The sequence below is a fragment of the Achromobacter sp. SD115 genome (assembly GCF_017355315.1).
Classification (GTDB): domain Bacteria; phylum Pseudomonadota; class Gammaproteobacteria; order Burkholderiales; family Burkholderiaceae_B; genus Achromobacter; species Achromobacter xylosoxidans_B.
Genome location: NZ_JADIJM010000007.1, coordinates 126,289 through 152,332, shown reverse-complemented (window position 1 = coordinate 152,332; position 26,044 = coordinate 126,289). Strand labels below are relative to the sequence as shown.

At 68.0% G+C, this 26,044-nt stretch carries 24 protein-coding genes; 17 read left to right on the top strand and 7 right to left on the bottom strand.

The window, feature by feature from the left end; all coding sequences use genetic code 11:
- Positions 1–2 precede the first annotated feature (2 nt).
- On the bottom strand, positions 3–1,199 hold the full coding sequence (locus IPU70_RS12470; protein ID WP_207467641.1) for a CaiB/BaiF CoA-transferase family protein: 1,197 nt from the start codon (positions 1,197–1,199) through the stop codon (positions 3–5).
- A gap of 91 nt (positions 1,200–1,290) precedes the next feature.
- Positions 1,291–2,229 carry a hydroxymethylglutaryl-CoA lyase gene (locus IPU70_RS12465; RefSeq protein WP_207467640.1) on the bottom strand — a complete coding sequence of 313 codons (939 nt, stop codon included), beginning with the start codon at positions 2,227–2,229 and terminating at the stop codon, positions 1,291–1,293.
- Between the two features lie 199 nt (positions 2,230–2,428).
- Here IPU70_RS12465 and IPU70_RS12460 point away from each other — a divergent pair, with 199 nt between their 5' ends.
- Complete coding sequence (locus IPU70_RS12460; RefSeq protein ID WP_207467639.1) at positions 2,429–3,157, top strand: IclR family transcriptional regulator; 729 nt, start codon at positions 2,429–2,431, stop codon at positions 3,155–3,157.
- A gap of 412 nt (positions 3,158–3,569) precedes the next feature.
- On the opposite strand, the gene IPU70_RS12455 is transcribed toward IPU70_RS12460, so the two are convergent.
- Positions 3,570–4,280 (bottom strand): TetR/AcrR family transcriptional regulator, encoded by a 711-nt coding sequence (locus IPU70_RS12455; RefSeq protein ID WP_207467638.1) that lies wholly within the window; start codon positions 4,278–4,280, stop codon positions 3,570–3,572.
- 219 nt (positions 4,281–4,499) lie between these two features.
- Between IPU70_RS12455 and IPU70_RS12450 the strand changes: the two genes are divergently transcribed.
- The 6 genes from IPU70_RS12450 (at position 4,500) to IPU70_RS12425 (ending at position 11,085) form a co-directional block, all read left to right on the top strand.
- A complete protein-coding gene (locus IPU70_RS12450; protein WP_207467636.1) occupies positions 4,500–5,759 on the top strand; it encodes an alpha/beta hydrolase in 1,260 nt (419 codons plus the stop codon).
- A 23-nt stretch (positions 5,760–5,782) separates the two neighbouring features.
- The gene (locus IPU70_RS12445) at positions 5,783–6,682 is read left to right on the top strand and encodes a VOC family protein (RefSeq protein ID WP_207467635.1); all 900 of its coding nucleotides are present in this window, start codon (positions 5,783–5,785) and stop codon (positions 6,680–6,682) included.
- 24 nt (positions 6,683–6,706) lie between these two features.
- Positions 6,707–8,395, top strand: a complete 1,689-nt coding sequence (locus tag IPU70_RS12440; RefSeq protein ID WP_207467634.1) for an AMP-binding protein — start codon at positions 6,707–6,709, stop codon at positions 8,393–8,395.
- The gene (locus IPU70_RS12435; RefSeq protein ID WP_207467633.1) at positions 8,382–8,858 is read left to right on the top strand and encodes a thioesterase family protein; all 477 of its coding nucleotides are present in this window, start codon (positions 8,382–8,384) and stop codon (positions 8,856–8,858) included. Before IPU70_RS12440 ends, IPU70_RS12435 begins: the two co-directional genes overlap by 14 nt.
- A complete protein-coding gene (locus IPU70_RS12430) occupies positions 8,855–10,003 on the top strand; it encodes an FAD-dependent monooxygenase (RefSeq protein WP_207467632.1) in 1,149 nt (382 codons plus the stop codon). The genes IPU70_RS12435 and IPU70_RS12430 overlap by 4 nt, the downstream gene beginning before the upstream one ends.
- Positions 10,004–10,110: 107 nt before the next feature.
- Positions 10,111–11,085 (top strand): tripartite tricarboxylate transporter substrate binding protein, encoded by a 975-nt coding sequence (locus IPU70_RS12425; RefSeq protein WP_013393561.1) that lies wholly within the window; start codon positions 10,111–10,113, stop codon positions 11,083–11,085.
- A gap of 72 nt (positions 11,086–11,157) precedes the next feature.
- Here the strand turns inward: IPU70_RS12425 and IPU70_RS12420 are convergent, their stop codons facing one another.
- Entirely contained in the window at positions 11,158–12,075 is a 918-nt protein-coding gene (locus IPU70_RS12420; RefSeq protein ID WP_207467631.1) for a LysR family transcriptional regulator, read from the bottom strand.
- A 111-nt stretch (positions 12,076–12,186) separates the two neighbouring features.
- On the opposite strand from IPU70_RS12420, the gene IPU70_RS12415 reads away from it, so the two are divergent.
- Positions 12,187–13,608, top strand: coding sequence for a M20 family metallopeptidase (locus tag IPU70_RS12415; RefSeq protein ID WP_207467630.1), 1,422 nt, complete (start codon positions 12,187–12,189; stop codon positions 13,606–13,608).
- A gap of 14 nt (positions 13,609–13,622) precedes the next feature.
- A complete protein-coding gene (locus tag IPU70_RS12410; RefSeq protein ID WP_207467629.1) occupies positions 13,623–14,603 on the top strand; it encodes a tripartite tricarboxylate transporter substrate binding protein in 981 nt (326 codons plus the stop codon).
- A 23-nt stretch (positions 14,604–14,626) separates the two neighbouring features.
- Here IPU70_RS12410 and IPU70_RS12405 read toward each other — a convergent pair whose 3' ends face one another.
- The 3 genes from IPU70_RS12405 to IPU70_RS12400 form a co-directional block, all read right to left on the bottom strand.
- A complete protein-coding gene (locus IPU70_RS12405; RefSeq protein WP_193353249.1) occupies positions 14,627–15,181 on the bottom strand; it encodes a YSC84-related protein in 555 nt (184 codons plus the stop codon).
- Positions 15,182–15,329: 148 nt separating this feature from the next.
- Entirely contained in the window at positions 15,330–15,452 is a 123-nt protein-coding gene (locus IPU70_RS32980; RefSeq protein WP_256439234.1) for a hypothetical protein, read from the bottom strand.
- Positions 15,453–15,461: 9 nt separating this feature from the next.
- Entirely contained in the window at positions 15,462–16,076 is a 615-nt protein-coding gene (locus IPU70_RS12400; RefSeq protein ID WP_207467628.1) for a hypothetical protein, read from the bottom strand.
- A gap of 287 nt (positions 16,077–16,363) precedes the next feature.
- On the opposite strand from IPU70_RS12400, the gene IPU70_RS12395 reads away from it, so the two are divergent.
- From IPU70_RS12395 to IPU70_RS12360, 8 genes are all read left to right on the top strand, one after another.
- Complete coding sequence (locus IPU70_RS12395; RefSeq protein ID WP_207467627.1) at positions 16,364–17,971, top strand: PepSY domain-containing protein; 1,608 nt, start codon at positions 16,364–16,366, stop codon at positions 17,969–17,971.
- Entirely contained in the window at positions 17,968–18,318 is a 351-nt protein-coding gene (locus IPU70_RS12390; protein WP_207467625.1) for a DUF3325 domain-containing protein, read from the top strand. The genes IPU70_RS12395 and IPU70_RS12390 overlap by 4 nt, the downstream gene beginning before the upstream one ends.
- 129 nt (positions 18,319–18,447) lie before the next feature.
- Entirely contained in the window at positions 18,448–20,442 is a 1,995-nt protein-coding gene (locus tag IPU70_RS12385; protein ID WP_041655537.1) for a ribonucleoside triphosphate reductase, read from the top strand.
- A gap of 73 nt (positions 20,443–20,515) precedes the next feature.
- Positions 20,516–20,698, top strand: a complete 183-nt coding sequence (gene nrdD, locus IPU70_RS12380) for an anaerobic ribonucleoside-triphosphate reductase (protein WP_013393551.1) — start codon at positions 20,516–20,518, stop codon at positions 20,696–20,698.
- Positions 20,664–21,476 carry an anaerobic ribonucleoside-triphosphate reductase activating protein gene (locus IPU70_RS12375; RefSeq protein ID WP_207467624.1) on the top strand — a complete coding sequence of 271 codons (813 nt, stop codon included), beginning with the start codon at positions 20,664–20,666 and terminating at the stop codon, positions 21,474–21,476. The genes nrdD and IPU70_RS12375 overlap by 35 nt, the downstream gene beginning before the upstream one ends.
- A gap of 89 nt (positions 21,477–21,565) precedes the next feature.
- Positions 21,566–22,723: a nitronate monooxygenase family protein gene (locus IPU70_RS12370; protein ID WP_013393549.1), complete on the top strand. Its 1,158-nt coding sequence runs from the start codon at positions 21,566–21,568 to the stop codon at positions 22,721–22,723.
- A 96-nt stretch (positions 22,724–22,819) separates the two neighbouring features.
- Positions 22,820–23,455, top strand: a complete 636-nt coding sequence (locus tag IPU70_RS12365; RefSeq protein WP_371818922.1) for a TetR/AcrR family transcriptional regulator — start codon at positions 22,820–22,822, stop codon at positions 23,453–23,455.
- Entirely contained in the window at positions 23,452–26,025 is a 2,574-nt protein-coding gene (locus tag IPU70_RS12360; protein WP_207467622.1) for a PEP/pyruvate-binding domain-containing protein, read from the top strand. Before IPU70_RS12365 ends, IPU70_RS12360 begins: the two co-directional genes overlap by 4 nt.
- Positions 26,026–26,044 lie beyond the last annotated feature (19 nt).

The following is a 26,044-nucleotide window of genomic DNA, read 5'->3' as shown; positions in this document are numbered from 1 at the left end:
GGTTAGTCTCCTTGTGTGATTTGCCTTGCTTTCAAGGCCGCGATTTCATCGTCGCGATAGCCGACGCCGCGCAGCAACGCGTCGGTGTGTTCGCCCACCGCCGGCGGCTGCAGGCGTATTCCGGGCTGGGCGCCGCCCAGCGTGAAGGGCGCCAGCGGCACCCGCGATTCCCGGCCGTCTTCCAGCACGATGGGTGCCAGGCCGCCCGTGGCCGCCAGATGGGGATCCTCGAACAGCTGCTCCGGCCGCGTGATCGGCGCGAAGGGCAGGCCTTCGCGCTCGAACACCGCCGCCAAATCGGCCGCGCTGCGCACCGCCAGATGCGAGCGCAACTGCGGCATCAACCAATCGCGTGCCTGCACGCGGTCGTTGTTGCTGGCCAGGCGGGGGTCGGCCAGCAGCTCGTCCAGCCCGAAAGCGCGGCAGAAGATGCCCCATTGCTTGTCGCTGACCACGGCCAGGAAGATCTGTTCGCCGCCCTTGACGGTGAACACGTCGTAGATGGCCCAGGCCGAAATGCGGCTGGGCATGGGCGCGGCGGCCCGGCCGGTAACCGCGTACTGCATCATGTGCTGGCCCACCAGGAAGACGTTGTTCTCGAACAGCGAGGCCTGCACTTCGGTACCCTCGCCTGTCTGCTCTCGCTGAGCCAGCGCCGCCATGGCGCCGATGGCGCCGAACATGCCGCCCATGATGTCGTTGACGCTGGCGCCCGCCCGCAGCGGATCGCCGGGGCGTCCCGTCATGTAGGCCAGGCCGCCCATCATCTGCACGACTTCGTCCAGCGCCGTCCGGTGTTCGTAGGGACCGGGCAGGAAGCCCTTGTGGCTGACGTAGATGAGGCGGGGATTGCGCTGCTTGAGCGTGGCGTAGTCCAGGCCCAGCTTCTCCATCACGCCGGCCTTGAAGTTCTCGCTGACGATGTCGGCCGAATCGATCAGGCGCAATGCGGCCTCGATTCCCTCGGGCTGCTTCAGGTCCAGGGCGATGCTCTTCTTGTTGCGGTTGAACATGGGGAAGAAGCCCGCGCCCGACCCGAGCAAGCGGCGCGTGCTGTCGCCACCCACGGGTTCAACCTTGATGACTTCGGCCCCCAGGTCCGCCAGCAGCATGCCGCAGGTGGGACCCATGACCATGTGGGTGAATTCGACGACGCGGATGTGTTCGTATGGAAGGCGCGGATGGGCGTGGCTGGACATGGGCGTGGATCTTCTGCAAGTCGCGGCGGTGCCGGCAAAAGCCGGTCTAGCCGCATGTTTCTGGTGTGTAGGGCCGCAGGGGCATGGGCGATCAAGCCCGCCGGACGAATCCCTTGGGCAAGCCGGCGTCGGGAGTCATGCCGTACAGCGGTTCGCCGGGCAGGCCGGCGGCCAGCGGCGCGCGCGCGGCGACGATTCCATCCAGGTCGATACCGGTGCGCACGCCCATGGCTTCGAACATGAAGACCAGGTCCTCTGTCACGACGTTGCCGGACGCGCCCGGCGCATAGGGGCATCCGCCCAGCCCGCCCAGTGAACTGTCGAAGGTGCGCACGCCCTCCTCCCAGGCCGCCAGGCAGTTGGCCAGGCCCAGGCCGCGGGTGTTGTGCATGTGGGCCGCGCCCGCCTTGTCGCCAAGCTCGGCGCGCAGGCGGCGGAACAGCCGGCGCACCTGCGCCGGGTTGGCGTAACCCACGGTGTCCGACAGCCCCGATTCATCGGCCCCCGCCGCCACGCACAGCGCGGCCAGGCGGATGACCTCGTCTTCGGGGACGCTGCCCTGCAAGGTGCAGCCGAAGGCCGTCGAGATGCCGGCCTCCAGCTTGACCGCCGGCGCCAACTCGTCGCGCAGCCGCGCGATGGCGCGCACTTCCTCCACCATGTCCTCGGGTGTCTTGCGCACGTTGGCCAAGGAATGTTCGCGGCTGGCCGAGACCGGCATGGTCAGCTTGTGGACGCCGGCCCGCAGCGCCGCCTCGGCGCCGCGGACGTTGGGGACCAGGGCCATGACCGTGATGCCGGCATGCCCCGCCGCATGGCGCACCACTTCAGCGGCGTCCGCCATCTGCGGCAGCAGGCGCGCCGGCACGAAGGAAGCGACTTCGATCTCGCGCACGCCGGCCGCGACCAAGGCGTCGATCCAGCGCAACTTGTCCGACGTGGCCATCGTTGCCTTGACGGACTGCAAGCCATCGCGCGGGCCGACCTCGCTGATCAGGACGTCGGGTGTGCGGGCGTTGGATCGGGCCATGATGAAATTCCTGAAAATTCTATCTAATAGAACTAAATTCTCTACAATAGAATTATTGTGCGAGCAGGTTTACGCTGTCAAGCGCCAAGCCCCCAGGGAAAACCACAGATCCAGCGCTGGACGCCGCCTACAATGCGCATGATTCGTTCTAAAAGATGGAATATGGCCCGACCCATGACTCGACGCACCGGAGAGCAGAATGCCGCGTAAAGCCGCCACGGAATCGCTCGCCGACGCCGACGCCGCCGCAGGCGGCGTGGCGGCGGTGGACCGCGCGTTGAGCCTGATGTCGGCGTTCACGCCCCGCGACAAGGCCCTGTCCCTGGGCGAACTGGCCGAGCGCACGCGCCTGTACAAAAGCACCGTCCTGCGGCTGCTGGCGTCGCTGGAACATGCTGGATGGATCCAGCGCCTGGACGACGGCCGCTATGCCCTGGGCGGGGAAGTCGCGCGCCTGCACGGCATCTATGCTTCCTCGTTTTCGCTGGAGCACGTCGTCCTGCCGGTGCTGCGCGACCTGGTCGCGGCCACCGGCGAAAGCGCCGCCTACCACGTACGTCAGGGCGACGCGCGCCTGTGCCTGTACCGCGTGGATTCGCCGCATCCCGTGCGCGACCACATCCGCGCGGGCGATCTGCTGCCACTGGATCGCGGCAGCGGCGGACGCGTGTTGACGGCCTACGACCCGGTGCTAGGCCACGCGCCCGGGCCCGAGCAGGAGCTGTACGCCCGCATCCGCGCCGACGGCTACTTCGCCGCCATGGGCGACCGATTGGCGGAAGTGGCGGGCATATCCGCGCCCGTCTTTCTGCTCAATGGCGAGATCGCCGCCGCAGTGACGCTGACCGCACCCATCCATCGTTATGTCGCCGCCCACCTGGCAGCGGTGCAGGAGGCGGCGCGGCGCCTGACGGGGAAAGTCGGTTAGCGGACCCGGGCACGGCGGACGCTGCTGCGGCCAGGCAGTACAAGAGAACCGTGCTTGCGTACGATGGACAAGGCCGAAGCGGATAAACAATGCATTTCCCGCCACCGCCGGAGCCCCCCCCGAGGCGGGGCTCTTGAGCCGCCGGCGTCCGGACTGCGGGATTCCGATGCTCGCCCCGGTGGGGCTGCGCTTCGGATCCCTCCGCCCGGCCACCGGCTCAAGGCATCTGCCCATGCACGGGGTCCAAATCCAATGCATTAGGCCACTGCCAGCCGAGGACCCCGGAGCCATCCGAAGCGCAGCCCCAGCGGGGCGAGCATCGGAATGGCGCAGGGCAGCCTCGGCGGCTAAAGAACCCTGACATCCGCAAGCTCAAAGCCCTGCCGCCCCAAGCCGCCCGCGTCCGTGGCAATCAGGGCTGCTGCCCGCCAGGCAGCACCAGCTTTTCCAGGTAATCCAGATCCTCGCGCACCAGCCGCAAGGACTCGCTCACGTCCGGCGAGCGCGGCCGGCGCGAGGCGTCGCGCAGCAGCGATTGCACGGCCATGTCGGCCATGATGGCCGCAACTTCCGCGCGGCCCAGCCTGCCGTCCGGCTTGTACCACCACGCCGACCAGTTGCACATGCCGATCAGGCTGAAGGCCGCGACGTGCGGGTCGACCATGCGGAACTGGCCGTCGCGGATGCCGTTTTCGATGACCCGGCTGAAGTTCTCCAGCACGTTGCGGCGCGACGCCTGCACGGCCGCGCGCTGCTTGGGCGTCATGTCGGCCTCGGTCCGGTCGGCCACGCGGAATTCGGCGGTGCGCGACAAGATCAGGTCGGCATGCTGCGTGACCAGGGCGCGCAGCGCTTCGACCGGATCCAGGTCCTCGCGCGTGGCGGTTTCGCCCGCCATTTTCTTGGCCGCGCTCAGCACGTCTTCAGTCAGCGAACGCAGGATCGCGTCCTTGCTCTTGAAGTAGTAGTAGACGGCAGTGCGGCTCAGGCCCAGGGACTCGGCGATGTCCTGGATGCTGGTGCCGCCGGAGCCGCGCTTGATGAAAAGCGTGGCTGCGGCGTCGAGTATGGCGGTGCGCAGCGCTTCGCCCTTCAGCGCTCCCTTGGTGCTTGCGTCGTTCACGTTGCGATGTTCCTCGAATAGACCGTCCGGGACGGCCCCGTCCCGAAATTATGGCATGCGCGATTCTGCTTCCAGGCCGCGCCGGCCACTGTTTTGCCCCTGTTGAGCCCCTCATTTTTGACGTTACTGTCAATTTTTTAAATTTAATTGACACTAAAGTCAAATATTCGTCTAATACGTCAAACCGAGGTCCACGGACCATCGACACAGGAGACGAATGTGACTACCGCCGCCCCCTCCAGCCAGATCACCGCAGGCTTTCTCAACACCGATTGGAATCCTCGCGACCTGCCCGCCGGCGCCTCGACCCGCAACGTCGTGCTGCGCACCGCGGACGGCGCCGCCACCTCCGGATCGCTGTACCAGCCGGCCGGCCCGCGCCCCGACACCGTGGTCTGCGTGATGCATCCGCGCGAGTTCATGGCCTGCCATTACCTGATTCCCGACATCGTCGGCGCCGGCCTTGCCGCCTGGTCGCAAGGCGCCCGCTCGGTCGGCAACGATCTCAGGCTGGAACATGAACAGGCGCTGCAGGACGTGGCCGCCGGCCTGCGTTTCCTGCGCGAGCAGGGCTTCAAGAAGATCGTGCTGCTGGGCAATTCCGGCGGCGCCGGCCTGTACGCCTTCTACGCGCAGCAGGCCGGTCTGCCCGCCAGCGAGCGCGTCGCCCGCACGCCGGGCGGCAAGGCCAGCGGGCTGGATGAACTGGACATGCCCGAGGTGCATGGGCTGGTGCTGGTGGGCCCGCACCCCGGCCAGGGCGCGCTGCTGCTGAACTGCATCGACCCGTCCGTCGCCGACGAGAACGACGCTCTGTCGGTGGCACCGGAACTCGATCCGCTGGCGCCCGAAAACGGCTACCGGCCCAAAGGCCAGGCCCGCTACGCGCCAGAGTTCGTCACGCGCTACCGGCAGGCGCAGCGCGACCGCGTGGCCCGCCTGGACGCGCAGGCGCGGCAGATCATCGCCGACCGCCTGGCGGCCCGCGCCGACGTCAAGAGCGGCGCCGACGCTTCCGCCGGGCGCCGTCGCCAAGCCGCGCACACGCCTGTGCTGGTGGTCTGGCGCACCGACGCCGACCTGCGCTGCCTGGACCTCAGCCTGGATCCTTCCGACCGCCACCCGGGCTCGCTCTGGGGCAAGGATCCCTACGCGTCGAACTACGGCGCCGTCGGCTTCGCCCGCTTCTGCACGCCCGAGAGCTGGCTGTCGACCTGGTCCGGCCTGTCGTCCAACGCCAGCATGGAACGCACGGCCAGCGGCATCGTCCAGCCGACCCTGATCATCGAATACACCGGCGACCAGGCCTGTTTCCCTTCCGACGTGCGCGCCATCCATGACGCCATCCCCGCGCCGGACAAGACCCACCTGCGCATCCGCGGCGACCACCACGGCCGCGCCCTGGCTGAAACCGAAGAACCCGGGCGCTACGCCGCCGGCCGCGAACTGGCCGCCTGGCTGCGCCAGCGTTTCCTCTAATCCGAATGTCGACGGAGCAAGTCATGACTGCAACCCCCAAGACCCCCGCCTCCCTGCGCCTGCACGGCGTGGACCACACGGCGCGGCCTACCTGGCGCCTGCGCGAAACCGTCGCCTTCTACCGCGACATCCTCGGCCTGCCGCTGGTCCATGTGATCTCGGCGCGCGGCTGGGGTCCCGCCACGCACCCGGACTTCCTGCACTTCTTTTTCGACAGCGGCCAGGGCAGCACGATCGCTTTCTTCTACTACCTGGGTTCGGACGAACCCGAGGCGCTGCGCGGGCGCAGCAGCATGCGGCCGCTGCCCGAGGACCATGTATTCGACGCCACCCACACCGCCTGGCTGGTCGACAGCGAAGACGAGCTCAAGGCCTGGAAGCAGAAGCTGCAGGACGCCGGGCTGGAAGTCTCCGTCGAAACCCGCCATGAAGTGATCGAGTCCATCTACGTGCGCGATCCCAATGGTTACTTCATCGAATTCACGCGCAAGCTGCGCCCCCTGGGCGAGGTCGACGCGATCGACGCCGACCTGACGCTGCGGGCGGCCATGCAGGCTGAGGCCGAGGCCGAAGCGGCCGGCGGGCGCATCCGTCATATCGACGACGTCTGGGCGCGCAAGGCCGCGCTGCTGGAAGACCGGCTGGAGATGGCGGACAGCGCCGCCGAGCCGCGCGTGCGGATCTTCGTGCCCCGGGTCGAGGAATTCTCTTCCCTGGTGCAGGACGCTTCCGAGCGCGACAACTGCACCGTGGTGCCGGGCGAGCATTTCGACTGCATCGTCGCCGACGGCCCGCTGGAGTTCCAGCGCAAGGCCCTGGGACTCAAGCCCGCCGTCTGGTACGGCTTGTTCACCGGCGGCGTCAGCGGCACGATCGACGTATTGGATCGGGACCGCGTCCTGATCTCGGCCGCGCGCCACTGAGACACGGGCCAGGAGGAGACAACCATGCGAGATATACGCCACCCCATAGAGGGCGTGATCTACCACCACGCCGAACGGGCGCGCCAGTACTTCGCCAGCGGTGCCTGGGAGCGCTCGACCGTGGGCGCGGCGCTGCACGCCACCGCCCTGCGCTGCCCCGAGCGCACCGCGCTGATCATCGACGAAGGCAGCCTGAGTTTCCGCGAACTGGACGAACAGACCGACCGGCTGGCCGCCGCCTTGCTGAAGCTGGGCCTGGCGCCGGCGGACCGCGCCATCTTCCAGATGGGCACCACGCTCGAAACGGCGCTTGCCCTGCTGGCCTGCTACAAGGCGGGCATCGTTCCCGTCTGTTCGCTGCCGCAGCACCGCGAACTGGAGATCGGCCAGTTGACGCGCCAGACCCGCGCCCGCGGCTACTTCGTGCAAGCCGACTTCGGCAAGTTCGACCTGCCGGCCTTCGCCGCAGGCATGCTGGCGGCGAGCGAAACGCTGGAGCACCTGGTCGTGGCGCGCGGCGACTCGCCGCACGGCGTGTCGCTCCATGCGCTGCTGGACGCGATGCCGCTGGCCGAGGCCCGCCTCATCCTCGCGGACCAAGGCCCCGGCTGCGAAGACGTGCTGAGCTTCCAGCTGTCGGGCGGCACCACCGGCATGCCCAAGATCATCCCGCGCTTCCATGCCGAGTACCTGGGCCATTCGCTGGCCTGCGCCCGGCGCTACAAGATGCAGGACGACGACCGCATCATCTGGGCGCTGCCCCTGCTGCACAACGCCGCCCAGGTCTATGTGCTGATTCCCGTGATCGCCATGGGCGTGTCCGCGGTGCTGATGCCACGGGTCGACGTGCCGCGCATGCTGGAGCTGATCGAGCGCCACCGCGTCACCCGCGCCATGTCCATCGGGCCGATAGCGCCGCAACTCATGGCTTTTCCGGACCTGGCGCGCTACGACCTGTCCACGCTGCGCCTGTTCATCACCATGAGCGCGGCCGACCGGCTCGAAGCCCACCTGAACGTGCCCTGCTCCAACTTGTTCGGCATCACCGAAGGCCTGCTGCTGGGCTCGCCCGCCGACGCGTCCGAGTACGAGCGGCACCACACGCAGGGGCGTTCGGGCTGCCCCGAAGATGACATCCGCCTGCTCGCGCCCGGCACCGAGGAGACGGTGGCCGAGGGGCAGATGGGAGAGCTCTGCTTCCGCGGTCCCGCCACGCTGCCGGGGTTCTTCGACGCCCCTGCCGCCAACGCCTCGGCCTATACCTCGGATGGCTATTACCGCACCGGCGACATGATGACGGCGCGCGTGGTCGATGGCCAAACCTGCTACGCCTTCGAGGGCCGCCTGCGCGACAACATCAACCGCGGCGGCGAGAAGATCGGCTGCGAGGAAGTCGAGGCGCTGGTGGGCGCGCATCCGAGCATTTCCGAGGCGCGGCTGGTGGCCATGCCCGACCCGTTCTATGGCGAAAAAGGCTGTGTCTTCGTCATCGTCCGGCCCGGGCATAAGGCGCCGAGCCTGACGGAACTGGCGGATTTCCTCACCGGCCAGGGGCTCGCCAAATACAAGTGCCCGGAACGCATCGAACAGATCGAAGCCTTTCCCGTGACCAAGGTCGGCAAACTCGACAAGGCCGCCCTGCGCCATAGCGTCGCGGAAATGCTCAACCAGGAGGCCGCCAAGGCCAGGGAGAACGGCAATGACCAGCACTGAATACGTACTGAGCGAGACGCCGTTCATCGTGCGCCGCCGCGTCAAATGGGGCGACTGCGATCCCGCCGGCGTGGTCTACACCGTCACCTTCGGCGAATACGTGCTGTCGGCGGCTGAACTGTTCTACGGCCATCTGTTCAACGGCACGCCGCAGCGCATCAAGGACGAGCATGGTTTCGGCACGCCGACGCGCGCGCTGTCCTTCGACTTCCAGGCCTCGCTGTGGCCGGACGAGGAATTCGACATGTGCGTCAGGGTCGAGGAAATCCGCACCCGCACCTACACCCTGCACATCGCCGGGAGCGTGCGCGGCCAGTCCGCCTTCGACGCCCGGTTGACGCCGATCTGCGTGGCGCGCGGCGAACGGCGCGCCATCGAAGTGCCCGCCGCGCTGCGCGGCGCATTGCAGTCCTATCAGGAAGCCTGCGCGCAGGCCGAAGCAAACAGGAGCCAAGCAAAATGAAGATCGCCATCATCGGAGCAGGCCCCGCCGGCCTGTACTTTTCACTGCTGGCCAAGAAGCATGCCCCGCAGCACGACATCACCGTGTACGAACAGAATCCGCGCGGCGCCACCTACGGCTGGGGCGTAGTGTTCTCGGACATCGGCCTGTCCTTCCTGCGCGAGGCCGACCCGGAATTCTTCAAGGCCTTCGTGGCGCACCACGAACGCTGCGACTACATGGAGATCATCCACCAGGGCGCCCGCGTCCAGGTCCAGGGCAACCATTTCTCGCGCACGGCCCGCATCGACATGCTGGAAGTCCTGGAAAACGCCTGCCTGGAAGCCGGCGTGAAAATCCTGCACGGGCAGCGGATCGAGGACGTCGGGCGGCTGGCCTCGGAAGTAGACATGGTGGTGGCCGCCGACGGCAGCAACAGCGCCGTGCGAAAGCAGTACGCCGAGCACTTCCGCCCCAGCTTCGAACGCCGCCGCAACAAGTTCGCCTGGTACGGCACGCGCCAGCGCTTCCACCCGGTGTCGCTGATCTTCCGCGAAACGGACCACGGCATCTTCATCGCCCACAGCTACCAGTACAGCAAGGACCTCAGCACCTTCCTGGTGGAGGTCGATCCGGACACCTGGCAGCGCGCCGGCCTGGACACGGCCAGCGAGGACGCAAGCCGCCGCTATTGCGCCGAGGTGTTCCGCGCCGACCTGGGCGCGAACGAACTGCTGGGCAACCGCTCCTTGTGGTTCGAGGCCAGCATCGTGCGCAACGAGCGCTGGTCGCACGGCAACATCGTCCTGCTGGGCGATGCACTGCGCACCGTGCATTTCTCGCTGGGCTCCGGCACCCGCATGGCGATGCAGGACGCGATCGCCCTGCATCAGGGCCTGACGCAGCATCCCGACGACACGCAGGCCGCATTCGCGCACTTTGAAGCGCAGCGCCGCCCGGCGTCGGCCAACTTCCAGGCCGCCGCCGCACGCAGCCTGGACTGGTACGAGAACGTGGCCGAGAAGATGCAGCTGGACCCGGTGTCCTTCGTCTACGACTACATGCGCCGCACCGGCCAGGTCAGCCACGACGACCTGCGCCAGCGCGATCCGGGCTTCGCCGCTGCCTACGAGGCGCTGCATCCGGAAGCGGCCGCGGCATCCTGAAGCGCTGTTTTGAGTACCCGGCCTCAGCGCTTTAATCCGCGCTTGCGGCCTCAACGACAAGCGGCGCCGGGAAGCGCCGCGAACCATCCATGGAAAGTGGAGGAGACATGAAAAATACCCTCTGGTGCATGGCGCTGACTGGCGCCCTGGCCTGCGCCTCGGCACAGGCCCAATCCGACAAATACCCCGAACGGCCGGTGCGCATCGTACTGCCGTACTCGGTGGGCAGCGGTCCCGACGCCGTCGCCCGCATGCTGGGCGAACAGCTCACGGCTGCCTGGAAACAGCCGCTCATCGTCGAGAACAAGCCCGGCGCCAACGGCTGGCTGGCGATCGGCGAGGTCAAGCGCGCCACGCCCGACGGCTATTCGCTGGCCGTGGTGGACAACACCCATATGACGCTGCAGCCGCAGCTCTACCGCAACCTGCCCTTTGATCCGGTCAAGGATTTCGTTCCGGTGGCGCCGATCTACACCACGCATTTCTTCATGGTCGTATCGGCCTCGTCGCCCTGGAACAACGTCACCGATCTGATCGCGGCGGCCAAGGCCCAGCCCGGCAAGCTGACCTACGGCACCTGGGGCATGGGCAGCGTGGCGCACGTGGGTACCTCCATGTTCCAGACCGCCACGCAGACCAACATGACCCACGTCCCCTTCAAGGACCTGGCCCAGCTCTACACAGCGGTGGCCAACGGCGAAGTAGACTGGGCCTTCGGCACCGCCGCCACGGTGCAGAACCTGTACCAGGCCAAGCGGGTCAAGCTGCTGGCGCTGGCGGCGCCGTCGCGCCTGGGATCCTACGCCGACGTACCCACGGTCAGCGAAGCGGGCGGCCCCAAGGACTTCGAACTGAAGACCTGGGTCGCGGCCTTCGCGCCCAAGGGCACGCCGGATGCCGTGGTCAAGCGCATCAATGACGCCATCGCCCAGGCCGTGGTCACGCCCGCCGTGCGCAAGCGCTTCGAGACCTATGGCTTTGACGCCTGGCCGCAGGACGCCGCCGCGCTGGCCCAGGCCCGCGATGCGGACTCGGCGCGCTTTGCGGCCGTGGTCAAGGAGGCCAATATCTCTTTGGACTGACGCCGGTAAGGGGCCGCGCGCCGCGGCCTCCTCTCGGACGAGCGGCTATGACGTCTGCCTTGGGCCTTCCCCTCAGGCGTCCGCCTCCGGCGCCTTGGGCGTGGCTGTCAGCCGCTGCGCCATGAACTCCAGGAACTCGCGGGCCAGCGCCGGCAGCGTCCGGCCCTGCAGTGTCAGGACCTGGATGCTCCGCTGCCGCATCTCCGGATTGCTGAACGGCACCGCGGCCAGACCCTCGCCGTCGCGCTGCCCCAACATGGTCAGGTAGCCCGACAGCGCCACAATGTCGCTGCCTGGCAGCATGGGCAGGAAGGCCGCGGAATGGTTGGACACGTAGGCCGGCTCGATGTGCAGTCCCGCGTTGGCGCAAGCCGCGTCAAACAGCTGCCGCACCGTGGTGCCCTGATCGCCCAGCGACAGCGGCACCTTCGTCAGGTCGCACATGCTGAGGCTGCGCCGGCTGGCCAGCGGATGGTTGCGGCACATCACTGCGTAGACCGGGGCGCGCACCAGCAGCTCGGTCTTGAGGCGGTCATCCTGCGCGGTGGTATAGCGCAGCGCCAGCTGCGACAGGCCTTCCAGAATGTGGCGGCTGACTTCCTCAGGGCGTTCCACGTGCAGATGGAAGCGGGCCTCGGGCCGCACCCGTTTGAATTCGGCCATGCACATGGGCAGGAAGCGGTGGGCGAAGCCCTCGGTACAGGCCAGACGTATGGTCACGTCGCCCAGATGGCTGCGCTGGCGGATGTCTGTGGTGACGCGCTCGGCTTCCAGCGCCGCGGCATTGGCATAGGCGGCCAATTGGCGGCCGGCCTCGCTCAGTTCCATGCCACGCGCCTGCCGCTCGAACAACGCAATGCCCAGCCCGTCCTCCAGCTTGGCGATCTGCCGGCTGACGGCCGAGGCCGCCACATGCTGCGCCGCCGCCGCGCCCGCGATCGAGCCGCAGCGCGCGACCTCCAGGAAGTACCTCAGGCCCAGTGAAATCATGGCGTCCCCTTACCCATGCCTTTATAGCAATGAAAGAATGCTAATTATCTAATTGTGGCATGTGGTGAAGCGTAATAACTTTGTGCCTCCCTCAGCATCCCAGGCACCGAAGTGATACGCGAACACGTCCTGCTCCAAGCCGTTCAAGCCTATGACAACGGCGTCCTTCAAGCGGCGCTGGCCCGCCGCATCGCCTACGCGACGGAAAGCGAGGTGGCTGACCAAGCCCCCGCCCAGCACGCATACCTGAAAGAAGAGCTGGTTCCGCTGCTGCAGGAACTGGGCTTCGCCTGTAAGGTCCATCCCAATCCCTCGGGCGCCGACCTGCCCATCCTGGTGGCGCGCCGCATCGAGCAGGCCGGCCTGCCGACGGTGCTGATGTATGGCCACGGCGACGTGGTGCGCGGCAATGCCGCCAAATGGGAAGCCGGGCGCGATCCCTGGCGTTTGCAGGTCGAGGGCGACCGCTGGTACGGGCGCGGCACCGCCGACAACAAGGGCCAGCACAGCATCAACCTGGAAGCGCTGCGCCAAGTCATCGCCGCGCGCGGCGGCGCGCTGGGTTTCAACGCGATCTGGCTGATCGAGACCGGCGAGGAAGCGGGCTCCCCCGGGCTGGCCGCCTTCTGCGAGGCCCAACGCGAAGCCCTGGCGGCGGACGTATTCATCGCCAGTGACGGGCCGCGCCTGAGCGCGCAGCGCCCGACCCTATTCATGGGCTCGCGCGGCGCGGTGAACTTCGAACTGAAACTGCGGGCTCGCGAACGCGGCTACCACTCGGGCAACTGGGGCGGCCTGCTGGCCAACCCCGCCATCGTGCTGGCGCATGCGATCGCCACATTGGTCGATGCGCGCGGTCGCATCACGGTGCCGGGCCTGCGCCCGCCCCCTATTCCGGACGCGGTGGCCGAGGCGTTGGCCGACCTGGAAGTCGGCGGCGGCGAGGACGATCCCGACATCAATGCCTGGTGGGGCGAACCCGGGCTGAGCGCGCCCGAAAAGGTATTCGGCTGGAACAGCCTGGACGTCCTGACGTTTGGCGCCGGCGATCCGGCCAAGCCGGTCAACGCCATACCGCCCGAGGCCATAGCCTGGTGCCAGTTGCGCTTCGTGGTAGGCACGGATTGGCGCGCGCTGGAGACCCATGTGAAGGAACATTTGCGCGCGGCGGGCTTCGAGGACGTGCAGGTACGCATCGGCATGCAGGCCGGCGCCACCCGCCTGTCACCCGACAATCCCTGGGTTCGCTGGGCCGCGGCCTCGCTGGAGCGCAGCACCGGCAAGCGGCCGGCGCTGCTGCCAAACCTGGGCGGATCGCTGCCCAACGACATCTTCGCCGACCAGCTGGGCCTGCCCACCTTGTGGGTGCCGCATTCCTATCCCGCGTGCGCCCAGCACGCGCCCAACGAACACCTGCTGGGCAGCGTCGCCCGCGAAGGGCTGGCGATCATGGCTGGCCTGTTCTGGGACCTGGGCGATCAGGGCAACGCCCTGCGCCAGGCGGCCGCCAGCTCGTCTTCCAACGCCAACTGACCGGGACCTCCGTCATGACCGTCAAACTCCGCGCCGCCCTGGCGGCCGCAAGCCTTGCCGCCCTCGCGCCTGCCGGCGGCGCCCACGCCGCCTATCCCGAACAGGCGATCAAGATCGTCGTGCCCTTTACCCCAGGCGGGGCGACCGACGCCGTGGCGCGGCTGCTGGCCAACAAGCTGTCCGGCAAATTCGGCCAGGCCGTCATCGTGGAGAACCGTCCCGGCGCCTCCACCGTGATCGGCGCGGAAGCGGCAGCGCGCGCGCAGCCCGACGGCTACACGCTGATGCTGTCGGGCAGCACCACCTACACCGTGCTGCCGGCGCTCAAGCCCGGCCTGCCCTACGACCCGCAGAAGAGCTACGAACACATCGCCATCGTCGCGATGGCGCCCGTGGTGCTGCTGGCCAAGAACGGGCTGGCGGCCGGCACCATCCAGGAAGCGGCCGCGCTGGCCAAACAGCGCAGCGGCAAGGACAGCCTGATGTACGGCACCTTCGGCGCCGGATCGGCCCCCCATCTGGCAGGCGAGATGTACGCGGAGGCCGCGGGCGCGAAGATGACGCCGGTGCCCTACAAGGGCAGCGCGCAGCTGGTCACGGCGATGATAGGCGGCGAGGTCGACCTGGGCGTGGACACCGTGTCTTCGGCCGCGCCGCAGGTCCGCGCCGGCAAGATCCGCGCCTTGGCCGTGACGGGCGAACGCCGCATGCCGCAACTGCCCGACGTGCCCACCTTCACCGAAGCGGGCATGCCGGACGTGTCCTTCGTCGGCTGGTACGCGCTGGTGGCGCCGGCGCGCACGCCGGCCCCGGTGGTGGACACGCTGAGCCGCGCCGTGGCGGAAATCATGGAGGATCCGCAGGTGCGCAAGTCCGTGGCCGACCTGGCGCTGGATCCCGTCTATTTGCCCGGGCCGGCATTCAAGGCGCAGATCACCAAGGAACTGCGCACCTTTTCAGAGGTCGCTGCGCGCGCCGGCATCACCCTGGACTAGCCGCGGCAGGCTGGCGCCTGGCCTCAGTCCGGCTGGGTGCGGGTGATCTTGGACCCTTGCAGGCCCATGCCGGCCATCAGTCCCTGTCCGCCGAATGGCACGGCGTATACATCCTGGCTCAGGGTGGTGGTGGTAATGCTGGCGGCATAGCTGTCGTCCACCACGACCAGGCTGGGGCCGGCGCCGAGCGACCAGCCGTCGCTCTGGTCCAGGTACTGCAGCGCCGGCTCGTTCATGAAGAACAGCGCATAGCTGAACTCCTGCGCGCCGGCCTGAAGGCCGAACGAGACCGCCGATATGTTGTAGTAACCCTGGACCTTGCCGCCCCGGATGAGCGCGCCGTTGCCGGTTTCCGCGCCGACCAGCAGGCCGCCCTTCAGGATGCGGGGGAACACCAGCACGCCCACCGCCTTCTTGCCCAGTTCACGTGTCCTGGGTTCCTGCTGGTACAGGCGATCCAGCGCGCTGCGCGCCTCCCGGCTGAGCTCGGCCGCGGACTCCGCCCTGGCCTGTGGCGCCAGGAAAAAACAGGCAGCCCACAAAAAAAGGCTGGCCGACAGCCAACCCCAACGGTACATAGGCAAAACGGACGCGCGACGCATACAGCCCCCTTGTCTGAAGGACGGCAAGCGCCAAGCGCGCTCGCCCCGACTTGCCAGTGCAGTATTGGCAGGCGCATGTGGCTTGTCAAGAGGCGTCCGCACCCGTGCTGGCGCCTGGGCATTCTCACACCATGGGCGGCGACGTCTCCCTTTCGGGATGGTGGTGCCTGGCCAGGGCATCGATGAATGCGGACACGCTCTTGGCCGCGTCCACGCCGCGCTTGCCTGCTGCTTTCTTGCCTGGCATCGAAATCTCCTAGTGGCTCAGCATCTTGCCGCGCGCCTGCTCGGCCCGCGATGCGCCAATGGCGGTCTCCACCTGCTTGACCTCTTCGGGAGGCGGCAGCACCGCAGGGAATCCCAAAGAGTGGATCCACAATTCGCGCGACCAGCCTTGCGTGTGATAGAGGTGGTGGTCCTCGTCCGTAGCGACGGCGTCATACGCCTGCTTGAGCACCTTGGCCTGGTCGCCGCTGTGCTGCTCGGCGATCACGCCGATCAGGGACCAGTTCGCGTGGTCCTTGGTTTCGGCCAGCACCACGCATTCAGTGGCGACCAGTTGGGCAGCGTCCGGGTCGCCTGCGTTGATCGCCATCTTCATGGCCTTGACCAGCGATTCGCCGATATGGCGCACCACCTGCCTGCCCGGGGGTTGCGCCTCCGGATCCAGGCGCAACTGCTCGAACACCGTCAACAGCACCCGACGATGGGTGCGCGTTTCTTCCAGGTAGCCCAGCCATTCCTTCTTCAGATCCTCATTCACCGCGCAGGACACGGCGGTTTCATACACGGCCAGGCCTCCTATCTCGGTTTCCAGGGCCTGATACAGCAACTCCTCGATTTGCGAGGTATTTCCGGCTTTGCGTTTCATTGGGTGCTCCTCTTTCGTTCACGTGGGCATCCGCGCATGCCCGCGGCGGATATGCGGATGGAACGCCTCCCCAGCAACCGCCATGCCCGGCTCTAGCATCTGCGGCTCCGCCGGGGCGGCCTGCGCCGATTGCCGCGGCCGAAGCAATAGATACAGGGCAGCGACACGGACAACCTCGTCCCCATTTAGACTAGAATTGGAACTATTCTCAATAAAATCAGACCGTCCGGCTCGCGACGGCGCCAACAAGAAAGAGGCTCGTCCTGAAATCCGGTTTCCGCCTGTCCATGGCCTGGCTCCACACCTGGGTCGGCCTGTGGTTTTCCTGGCAGCTGTTCGCCGTCTTCCTGACGGGCTCGCTGGCCGTATTCTCCGAACCCATCACGCACTGGATGACGCCCGAGCACCAGGAGGCGGAAGCACGGGCCGCGCAAAAGGAAAGCGTCCCGGTAGACCGCGCCCGCAGGCTGGAACTGGCCGTGGACTATATGGCCCGCAACCATGCGGGCGCAGGCATGTGGGAGATCTGGCCGGTCGACCGCTTTCACGACAACGGGCTGACGGCCTATTGGTTCGACAAGAACGGCCAGTATGCCGACGCCGAACTGGACCCCGACACGGGCGCGGAACTTGACGACCACCACGAGGCCGAAGTCCGCGCCACGCAGGGCGGCTCGCATTTCGTGGATTTCCACTACACCTTGCACGACGCCGGCCTGGGCTTGTGGATCGTGGCCTTCGCCAGCATGGCCATGCTGGTCGCACTGATTTCGGGCGTGGTCACGCACAAGCGCATCTTCAAGGACTTCTTCACTTTCCGCGCGAAGAAGGGCCAGCGCTCCTGGCTGGACGCGCACAACGCGGTGGCGGTCCTGACCCTGCCTTTCCAGTTCATGATTGCCTACACCGGCATCGTCATATCCAGCGCGATACTGATGCCCGCCCCCATAGCGGCAACCTATGGCGCCGACCCGCGGGCCAGCCGCCTGTTTCTGGCCGAACTGTCCGGCGAGGACCGGCCTGCGCGCACCGGCGCGGCGCAGCGCATGCCGGCGCTGGAACCCATCGTGGCCCGCGGCGAGCAACTGATCGGGCAGACGGCGCGCGCCATCGTCATCAACAACCCCGAAGACAGCTCCATGCGCATCGGCGTCTATGGCTGGAATGAAGCCACCGACGACGCCCGGAACCTCAGCGCCACCACCGGCATGGCCGAATTTTCCGCCAGCGGCGAACTGCTGCGCGTACGGTCTCCAGGCGGGGTCCACGGCGGCGCGCCTTCCCTGACATTCCAGGTGATGAGCGGTCTGCATATGGTCAAGTTCGGCGGCCTGGCCATGAAATGGCTGTACTTCATCTGCGGCCTGGCCGGCGCGGCCATGATGGGTACGGGCGCGCTGTTGTTCATGGTCAAGCGCCGCGCCAAACATGGCGGCGAATTCGGCAGCGCGACGGCGCGCGTGTACCGGTTGATAGAAGGCTTGAACGTGGCCGCGCTGGCCGGACTGGCCATCGCCTGCATCGGCTACTTCTGGGCCAACCGCCTGCTGCCCGTGGCGCTGGAAAACCGCGCGCTGTGGGAGCTGCGTTGCTTCTTCGCCATATGGGCGCTGACGCTGGCGCATGCCTGGCTGTGCAGCCCGCGCCGCGCCTGGATCTCGCAACTGGCCCTGCTGTCGGCGCTGTGCCTGCTGCTGCCGGCGCTGTCGCTCGTCACGCTGGGCGACCATCCCCTGGCGCAGATCGCCCGCGGCGACTGGGAAAGCGCGGGCGTCGAACTGACGTCCGTCGCGTTCGGCGTATTATCGGGCTGGGCGGCCCTGTTGTTGTGGCGGCGGCCCGCAAGCGCGCCCGCCCGGCGCAATCCCCGCAGTGACGCAGAGGCGGCCGCATGAACATCAACGACCTGTACGCAATTTCCATGGCGCTGCTGCTGACCTACTCGGGCATGGCTTGCCTGAGCCTGGCCATGCCGCGCCATTACGACCAGATCTGGGGACGCGATCCGTCCGCCGGCCACACCCGCGTGCTGCGCGGCGCGGGTGTGCTGCTGCTGGCGCTGGCCTTGCTGCCCTGCGTCGGGCTGTGGGGCAATACCGTGGGCGTGGTGGCATGGCTGGGCTGGCTCTCGGCCGGCGCCCTGCTCTGGGTCGGCATGCTGTCCTGGGCACCCCGCCCGGCGGCCCGCACCGCCGCGCTGGCCGTGGCGATATCCCTGGCCGGGGTCGGCATCGGTTTCTGAAGTTTCCAAAGCTTCCGAAGCGCGCGTTTGACGCGCATCAAGCAAGACTGACATCCTGGGCGAACGGGGCGATACGCGCACCATATGTGGTGGTAGAGTTTTCACACCCTACTACATATGGTGTCAGTCATGCATATCCAGCACATCCTCAAGCGCGACGGCCGGGTCGCGGCGTTCGACCGCGACAAGATCGCCCAAGCCATGGCGGCGGCCGGCCAGAGCACCGGGGAACTGGACTTGGCAGGCGCGCAAACGCTGACCGACGGCGTCATCGCCGCGCTGGCCGGCAACCCTTGCCCCGGCGTCGAAACCATCCAGAACCGCGTCGAGGAAGCCCTGGTCCAGGCGGGCCACTGGCGCACCGCGCGCGCCTACATCGTGCACCGCGAACAGCACGCCCGGCTGCGCTCGCTGCGCCACACGCTGGTGGACGTGGAAAGCGCCATGGAGGAATACCTGGACCAGCGCGACTGGCGCGTCAACGCCAACGCCAACCAAGGCTATAGCCTCGGTGGCCTGATCCTGAACGTGGCGGGCAAGGTCACCGCCAACTACTGGCTGTCCAACGTGTTCGCGCCCGAAGCCGGCCGCGCCCACCGCGAAGGCGACATCCACATCCACGACCTGGACATGTTGAGCGGCTATTGCGCCGGCTGGTCGCTGCGTCAACTGCTGACCGAAGGCTTCAACGGCATCCCCGGCAAGGTGGAAGCGACGCCGGCGCGCCACATGTCGGCGGCCATCGGCCAGATCGTCAACTTCCTGGGCACGCTGCAAAACGAATGGGCCGGCGCGCAGGCGTTCAGCTCCTTCGACACCTACATGGCCCCCTTCATCCGCCGCGACGCCATGACGTACGCGGAAGTGAAGCAGTCCATGCAGGAACTCATCTACAACCTCAACGTGCCCAGCCGCTGGGGTACGCAGACGCCCTTCACCAACCTCACGTTCGACTGGACCTGCCCGCCGGACCTGAAAGAGCAGATCCCGTACATCGGCGGCGAGGAAATGCCGTTCTCCTACGGCGAACTGCAGACCGAGATGGACATGATCAACCGCGCCTACATCGAGGTCATGATGGCCGGCGATGCCAAGGGCCGCGTGTTCACCTTCCCCATCCCGACCTACAACATCACGCCCGACTTCGACTGGGACCACCCCAACACCGAGCGCCTGTTCGAGATGACGGCGCGCTATGGCCTGCCCTATTTCCAGAACTTCCTGAACTCGGACCTGGAACCGCACATGGTGCGCTCGATGTGCTGCCGCCTGCAGCTCGACCTGCGCGAGCTGCTCAAGCGCGGCAACGGCCTGTTCGGCTCGGCCGAGCAGACCGGCTCGGTCGGCGTGGTCACGGTCAACTGCGCGCGCCTGGGCTACACCTGCCGCGGCGACGAAGCGCGGCTGATGCAGCGCCTGGACCACCTGCTGGAGCTGGGCCGCGACGTGCTGGAAACCAAACGCAAGGTGGTGCAGCGCTATATCGACCAAGGCCTCTATCCCTATACCCGCCGCTACCTCGGCACCCTGCGCAACCACTTCAGCACGCTGGGTGTGAATGGCATCAACGAGATGGTCCGCAACTTCACGGACGACGCCGAGGACATCACCTCCGCGGCGGGACACGCCCTGGCCGTCCGCCTCCTGGACCGGGTGCGCGCCCGCATGACCGAATTCCAGGAAGAGACCGGCCATCTGTACAACCTGGAAGCCACGCCCGCCGAAGGCACCACCTACCGCTTCGCCCGCGAAGACCGCAAACGCTATCCCGCCATCCTGCAGGCGGGCAGCGAGACGCAGCCCTACTACACCAACTCCAGCCAGCTGCCGGTGGGCCACACCGACGATCCCTTCCATGCGCTGGAACTGCAGGAAACGCTGCAAGGCAAGTACACCGGCGGCACCGTGCTGCACCTGTACATGAACGAGGCCGTGTCGTCCGCCGCCGCGTGCAAGCAGCTGGTGCGCCGCGCGCTGTCGAACTTCCGGCTGCCCTACATCACGGTCACGCCGACCTTCTCCATCTGCCCCAACCACGGTTATCTGGCGGGGCACCACGAGTTCTGCCCGAAATGCGATGCCGAGCTGCTGGCCAAGCAATCGGCATGCTGCACCCCGGCCTAGGACCTGGTCACGACGACAGGCCCCGACCGGACCGCCGGGCAGCCGCCCGGCATTCACTCCCTGAGGAACCGCCATGCAAACCTTGATCGCTCCCGAAGTCACCACCGCTCCCGCCCTGCGGCTGGACGACAGCCAGCGCGTGCGCTGCGAGATCTGGACCCGCGTCATGGGCTACCACCGCCCCGTCGCTTCCTTCAACACCGGCAAACAAGGCGAATTCAATGAACGCCGCTTCTTCGTCGAACGCAGCGCCTGAAGGCGCACCGCAAGCCGCCGCGTCCACCCCGGGCTGCGGCCCGGGCACGCGGCGGCTGACGGCGCGGCCGGCCTACCCGGCGCCGCCGCAACCGGTGGCCCAGCCCCTGCCGCGGCATTCGCCCGCGGTCGGCGGGCTGGTGCCTTTTTCCACGGTGGACTGGCCGGGGCAGCTGGCCGCGGTCGTATTCATCGCGGGCTGCCCCTGGCGCTGCCACTACTGCCACAACGTCGAACTGCAGACCCGCGCCGCACGCTACGACTGGCGCGAGACGCGCGTCTTCCTGGAAACGCGCAAGGGCCTGCTGGACGCCATCGTGTTCTCCGGCGGCGAGCCCTTGAGCGAGCCGCGCCTGCCGCAGATGATCCGCGACGTCAGGCGCATGGGTTACCGCGTCGGGCTGCATACCGCCGGCATCTATCCCCTGCGCCTGGCCGACGTGCTGCGGCACCTCGACTGGGTCGGCCTGGACATCAAGGCCGACGCCCAGGGCTATGACGACATTACCGGGCGGCGCGATTCGCAGCGCCCCGCGCTGGCATGCCTGGCGCAGCTGCTGGCGGCCGGCGTCGACTTCGAGTGCCGCATCACCTGGCATCCGGACTGGCTGGACGAAACCCGGCTGCTGGCGCTGGCGCGCGAACTGGCGCGCCGCGGCGTGCGGCGCTTTGCCGTGCAGGGCGCGCGCCGCTCGCCCGACGCGCCGCCGGTACGCGCGCTCGGCGCGCCGGCCCTGGCGCTGCTGATGCAATGGTTCGAAGAGTTCGCCTATCGCTGAGCGGGGTGCTGCTCCGCTTGATCCTGCGCAAGGCGACCCGCTCCCCCTTGCTCTAGCCTCTGTCCACTTGAAAAGAGGAAAGACTCATCATGACGTGGTTCAAATCACTCACCCTCGCCGGACGCGAATTGCTGCCCATTGTCCAGGGCGGCATGGGCGTCGGCGTATCCGCCCATCGCCTGGCCGGCGCGGTCGCCAGCCAGAACGCCATGGGCACCATCGCCAGTGTGGATTTGCGCCATCACCATCCCGATCTGATGGAAAAAACCGAGCGCTGCCATGACCGCGACGTCATCGACGGCGCCAACCAGGTAGCCCTGGACCGCGAAATACGCGCGGCGCTGGACACGGCGCAAGGCCGCGGCCTGGTGGCCGTGAACGTGATGAAGGCGGTGCGCGACCATCCCGCCCTGGTGCGTCAGGCCTGCGAAAGCGGCGCCCATGCCATCGTCATGGGCGCCGGCCTGCCGCTGGACCTGCCCGAGATGACCGCCGACTACCCCAAGGTCGCGCTGGTGCCGATCCTGTCCGAGGCGCGCGGCGTGGCCGTGGTGCTGAAGAAATGGATGAAAAAGGGCCGCATGGCCGACGCCGTGGTGATCGAACACCCCGGCCATGCCGGCGGCCATCTGGGCGCGGCCCGTCTGGACGACATCCACAGCGAACGCTTCGACTTCCAGCACGTGCTGGCCGATTGCCACAAGCTGTTCCAGGAACTGGCGCTGGGTTCGGACGCGCCGCGCCTGATCGTGGCGGGCGGCGTGGGCAGCCACGAGCAGGTGCGCCATTGGCTGGCCAACGGCGCCGACGGTGTGCAGGTCGGCACGGCCTTTGCCGTCACCCAGGAAGGCGATGCGCACGAGAACTTCAAGCGCGTGCTGATCGACGCCGATCCGGACAAGCTGGCCGAATTCACCAGCGTGGCGGGCCTGCCCGCCCGCGCCGTGGAAACGCCGTGGCTGACGCGTTATCTGCGCCAGGAAAAAACGCTGCAGGCCAACACCCGCTGCGACGCGCGGCGCTGCAGCCAGCGCATGGACTGCCTGACGCAATGCGGGCTGCGCGACGGCCTTTCGCGCTTCGGCCAATTCTGCATCGACCTGAAGCTGGCGGCCGCCATGCGCGGCGAAGTCAGCCGCGGGCTGTTCTTCCGCGGCGCCTCCAAGCTGCCCTTCGGCAGCGCCATGCGCTCCGTGCGCGAATTGATGGACTACCTGCTGCACGGCGAGATGCCCGCCACGGCTTAAGACCGACGGCTTTCTGGCGGGCTTTCGGAAAATAATTGAACGACGTACAATATTATTCTTCGTTCAATTATTTTCGTGCCCATGGACTCTTCCGCCTTGCCCCCCTCCGAATCCACGGCTCCCGAAGCCGGGCGCCGCGAACGCAAGCGCCTGCAGACCCTGGACCATCTGGCGCAAACGGCCTGGCGGCTATTCGAAACCCTGGGCTATGACGCAGTCACCATGGAACAGATCGCCGCTCAGGCGGACGTGTCCAAGGGAACGCTCTACAACCATTTTCCCGTCAAGGAAGCCCTGCTCGCGCATCGCTTCCACGAGGAACTGGCCGCCAGTGTCCACGCGCTCCAGCCCGCGCTGCGCGCCCTGCCTTCCCTCGCGCAGCGCCTGACGCGGCTGCTGCATGCCTCGGCGCACTGGTCCGAATCGCACCGCGCCTATCTGGGTCCCTACCTGCGCTACCGGCTGTCGACGCTGCAGCCCGGCACGCGCGACGACGACCGCTATCCGCGCAGCGGCATGCAGGCGCTGTACAGCGCGCTGATCGAAGAGGCGCAGGCCGCTGGCCAGGCCCGGACCGATCTTGCCGCCAGTCAACTGGCCCACCAGCTCCAATTCCTGTACCTGGGCGCGATGCTGCGCTGGCTCGACCTGCCCGGCGCCAGCCTGAAGGCGGAGTTCGACGCCGCCATCAGCCTCTTCGTGCGCGGCGTGGCGCCCGCGGCCGCGCCATGACTGCCGCCGTGCTGGATTGGGCCGGCGCTGCCCTGGCCGGCCCCCAGGCCGCGGGCGGCAAGGGCTGGCAGCTGGGCCGCATGGCCCAATTGGGCGTGCCTATGCCGGACGGCTTCGTGCTGCCCGCCGCGCTCAGCCTGGACCGCAAGCCGGGCCAACCGCCGCCGCCCGCCGTGGCCCAAGCCCTGCGCGATGCACTGTCTGCGCGCGGCTGGCTCGAGCGGCCGCTGGCCTTGCGTTCGTCCGCCCCCCAGGAAGACTCGGCGGGCGCTTCGTTCGCGGGTATCCATCTGTCCTGCCTCAATGTGCGCGGCGCCGAAGCGGCAATCGACGCCGTCCGGCAGATCTGGGATTCGCAATGGACGCCGCAGGCCCGCGCCTACCGGCAGAAGCTGGGACTGAACCCCGCCGGCATGGCGGTGGTCGTCATGCCGCTGATCGACGCGGTCGCCTCCGGCATCGCCTTTACCATCGACCCGGTCTCGGGACGGCATGACGAGATGCTCATCCACGCCAACTGGGGCTTGGGCGAATCGCTTGTGGACGGCGAGGCGGACGGCGACGAATATCGCCTGCGCGAAAACTATCTGCGCCAGGCCTGGCCGCTGGCCGAACGGCGCATCGGCGCCAAGCACCACGCCAGCCAGCCCGCCGGCGTCTCGGGCACCGTGCTTGCGCCCACGCCCGCCGCGCGCGCGGCCCAGGCCGTGCTGACCGACACGCAGGCCGAAGCCCTGGGCAACATCGTGCGCGACGCGGCGCGCGCCCTGGACTATGCCGGAGGCGGCTACGACATCGAATGGGTCTGGGATGGACGGCACTTCTGGATCGTGCAGGCCCGCCCCATCACCGCGGCGGCGCGCCATACCTATCCGGCGTTGCGCGCGCAGCCCGCGTACTGGTCGCGCGGCAACACCCGCGAGGTCCTGCCGCTGGCCCTGTCGGCGCTGGAATGGGATACGGGCCGCGTCATGGCGCAACGCATGCTGACCACGGGTTTTGAACTCAGCGGCTACGCCACCCTGCCGGGCGTACGGCTGGCGGCACTGTTCCAGGGTCGGGTCTATCTGGACGCCTCCGTCATCCAGTGGGTCGGCCATGACGCGCTGGGCGTGCCCCCGAAAGCCATGAATGCGCTGCTGGGCGGCCCCCAGCCCGAGATCGCGGTGCCGCCCCTGACGCTGGCGCAACGCCTGCGGCATGGTGCGCGCATCCTGCGCTACCTGCGCCGCGCAGCCCCCTTGCGCAAGCAGGCGGAACTGGACCTGCCGCGACTGTTCGCCCGCGCCCAGGCCTGGCTGGACCAGCCCGCGCCCGCGTCCAACGCCGAGTTGGGCGCCCGTTTGCGGGAGCAGTTCCACACAGTGCTGGCGGCGGACCAACTTTTCTTCCTGCAGGGTTCAGGCGGCGGCGCGCTGCATAAGCTGCTGGAAATGGTTGAGAAAGCCTGCCCGGGCGAAGGCCACGCGCTCACGGCCGCGCTGCTGGCCGGCGGCGAACCCAGCGTGACCGCGGCGCAAAGCTATGCCCTGATGGCGCTGGCCAGGCTGGCCGCCGCCGACGCGCGGGCCATGGATTGGCTGCGCGATCCGGCGCGCGACAGCGCCGGCTGGCACAACGCCTTGCAGGACGGCAGTCCCTTCAAGCAGGCCTTCGCGGACTTCCTGCGCCAGTATGGCCACCGCGCCGTTTATGAAACCTATCTGCGCAACCCGCGCTGGCGCGAAAACCCCGCCTACCTGCTGGACAGCGTGCTGCAACTGGCCGACGCCGATCTGGGCGCCTTGCGCGCCCGACAGGACAGCGCGGCCAGCCAGGCCCGCCAGCGCCTGCGCGCGGCATTGCCTTTCTGGCAACGGCCGCTGGCCGCCAAGCTGCTGACCGCGGCCGGCCTCGAAGGCAGGCAGCGCGAAGCCGCGCGCAGCGTGCTGGTGGCCTATCTGGCGGTAGCCCGCAAGAACGCCCTGGCGCTGGGCCGGCGCTTCGTCCGTCCAGACGGCCTGGCCGCCGCGGACGACGTCTTCCATCTGACCGCCGCCGAACTCGTCGCCCTGGCCGAAGCCAGGCTGGCTCCCGCCGCCGCGGGCCGCCGCGCCGCCCTACGCCATGCGCAGCTGGAGTCCTGGGCCGCGACCCCGGATCGGGACGTCATCGCCGAATATGCCGAGGCCGGTGCAACCGTGCTGACGCCCCCTGCGGCTGCCTATTCCGGTTCCACCGGTTGCTGGCGCGGCACCCCCGCCGCCGGCGGCCACGCGCAGGCAAGCGCCTTCATCGCCCGCACGCCATCCGAAGGCCTGGCCATGCCGGCGGGCGGCATCCTCGTCGCCGCGTCCACCGACCCGGCCTGGACGCCGCTGTTCCTGCGAGCGGGCGCGCTGGTCATGGAGGCTGGCGGCTATCTGTCGCATGGCGCCATCGTGGCGCGCGAGTTCGGCATCCCGGCGGTGGTCAATGTGCAGGGCATCATGCAACAGGTCGCCACGGGCGACGTCCTGGAGGTGGATGCCTCGCGCGGCATGGTGCGGCGGCTGGCGCGCGCGGCCACCCCTGGCGCTCGCGACGAGTAAATGCCGCCCAGCGCCTCCT

Bases quoted from the DNA above. Each gene is read 5' to 3' on its own strand.
- IPU70_RS12470 (WP_207467641.1), bottom strand. From the start codon at position 1,199: ATGTCCAGCCACGCCCATCCGCGCCTTCCATACGAACACATCCGCGTC.
- IPU70_RS12465 (WP_207467640.1), bottom strand. From the start codon at position 2,229: ATGGCCCGATCCAACGCCCGCACACCCGACGTCCTGATCAGCGAGGTC.
- IPU70_RS12460 (WP_207467639.1), top strand. From the start codon at position 2,429: ATGCCGCGTAAAGCCGCCACGGAATCGCTCGCCGACGCCGACGCCGCC.
- IPU70_RS12445 (WP_207467635.1), top strand. From the start codon at position 5,783: ATGACTGCAACCCCCAAGACCCCCGCCTCCCTGCGCCTGCACGGCGTG.
- IPU70_RS12440 (WP_207467634.1), top strand. From the start codon at position 6,707: ATGCGAGATATACGCCACCCCATAGAGGGCGTGATCTACCACCACGCC.
- IPU70_RS12435 (WP_207467633.1), top strand. From the start codon at position 8,382: ATGACCAGCACTGAATACGTACTGAGCGAGACGCCGTTCATCGTGCGC.
- IPU70_RS12430 (WP_207467632.1), top strand. From the start codon at position 8,855: ATGAAGATCGCCATCATCGGAGCAGGCCCCGCCGGCCTGTACTTTTCA.
- IPU70_RS12425 (WP_013393561.1), top strand. From the start codon at position 10,111: ATGAAAAATACCCTCTGGTGCATGGCGCTGACTGGCGCCCTGGCCTGC.
- IPU70_RS12420 (WP_207467631.1), bottom strand. From the start codon at position 12,075: ATGATTTCACTGGGCCTGAGGTACTTCCTGGAGGTCGCGCGCTGCGGC.
- IPU70_RS12410 (WP_207467629.1), top strand. From the start codon at position 13,623: ATGACCGTCAAACTCCGCGCCGCCCTGGCGGCCGCAAGCCTTGCCGCC.
- IPU70_RS12405 (WP_193353249.1), bottom strand. From the start codon at position 15,181: ATGTACCGTTGGGGTTGGCTGTCGGCCAGCCTTTTTTTGTGGGCTGCC.
- IPU70_RS32980 (WP_256439234.1), bottom strand. From the start codon at position 15,452: ATGCCAGGCAAGAAAGCAGCAGGCAAGCGCGGCGTGGACGCGGCCAAG.
- IPU70_RS12400 (WP_207467628.1), bottom strand. From the start codon at position 16,076: ATGAAACGCAAAGCCGGAAATACCTCGCAAATCGAGGAGTTGCTGTAT.
- IPU70_RS12395 (WP_207467627.1), top strand. From the start codon at position 16,364: ATGGCCTGGCTCCACACCTGGGTCGGCCTGTGGTTTTCCTGGCAGCTG.
- IPU70_RS12390 (WP_207467625.1), top strand. From the start codon at position 17,968: ATGAACATCAACGACCTGTACGCAATTTCCATGGCGCTGCTGCTGACC.
- IPU70_RS12385 (WP_041655537.1), top strand. From the start codon at position 18,448: ATGCATATCCAGCACATCCTCAAGCGCGACGGCCGGGTCGCGGCGTTC.
- nrdD (WP_013393551.1), top strand. From the start codon at position 20,516: ATGCAAACCTTGATCGCTCCCGAAGTCACCACCGCTCCCGCCCTGCGG.
- IPU70_RS12375 (WP_207467624.1), top strand. From the start codon at position 20,664: ATGAACGCCGCTTCTTCGTCGAACGCAGCGCCTGAAGGCGCACCGCAA.
- IPU70_RS12370 (WP_013393549.1), top strand. From the start codon at position 21,566: ATGACGTGGTTCAAATCACTCACCCTCGCCGGACGCGAATTGCTGCCC.
- IPU70_RS12360 (WP_207467622.1), top strand. From the start codon at position 23,452: ATGACTGCCGCCGTGCTGGATTGGGCCGGCGCTGCCCTGGCCGGCCCC.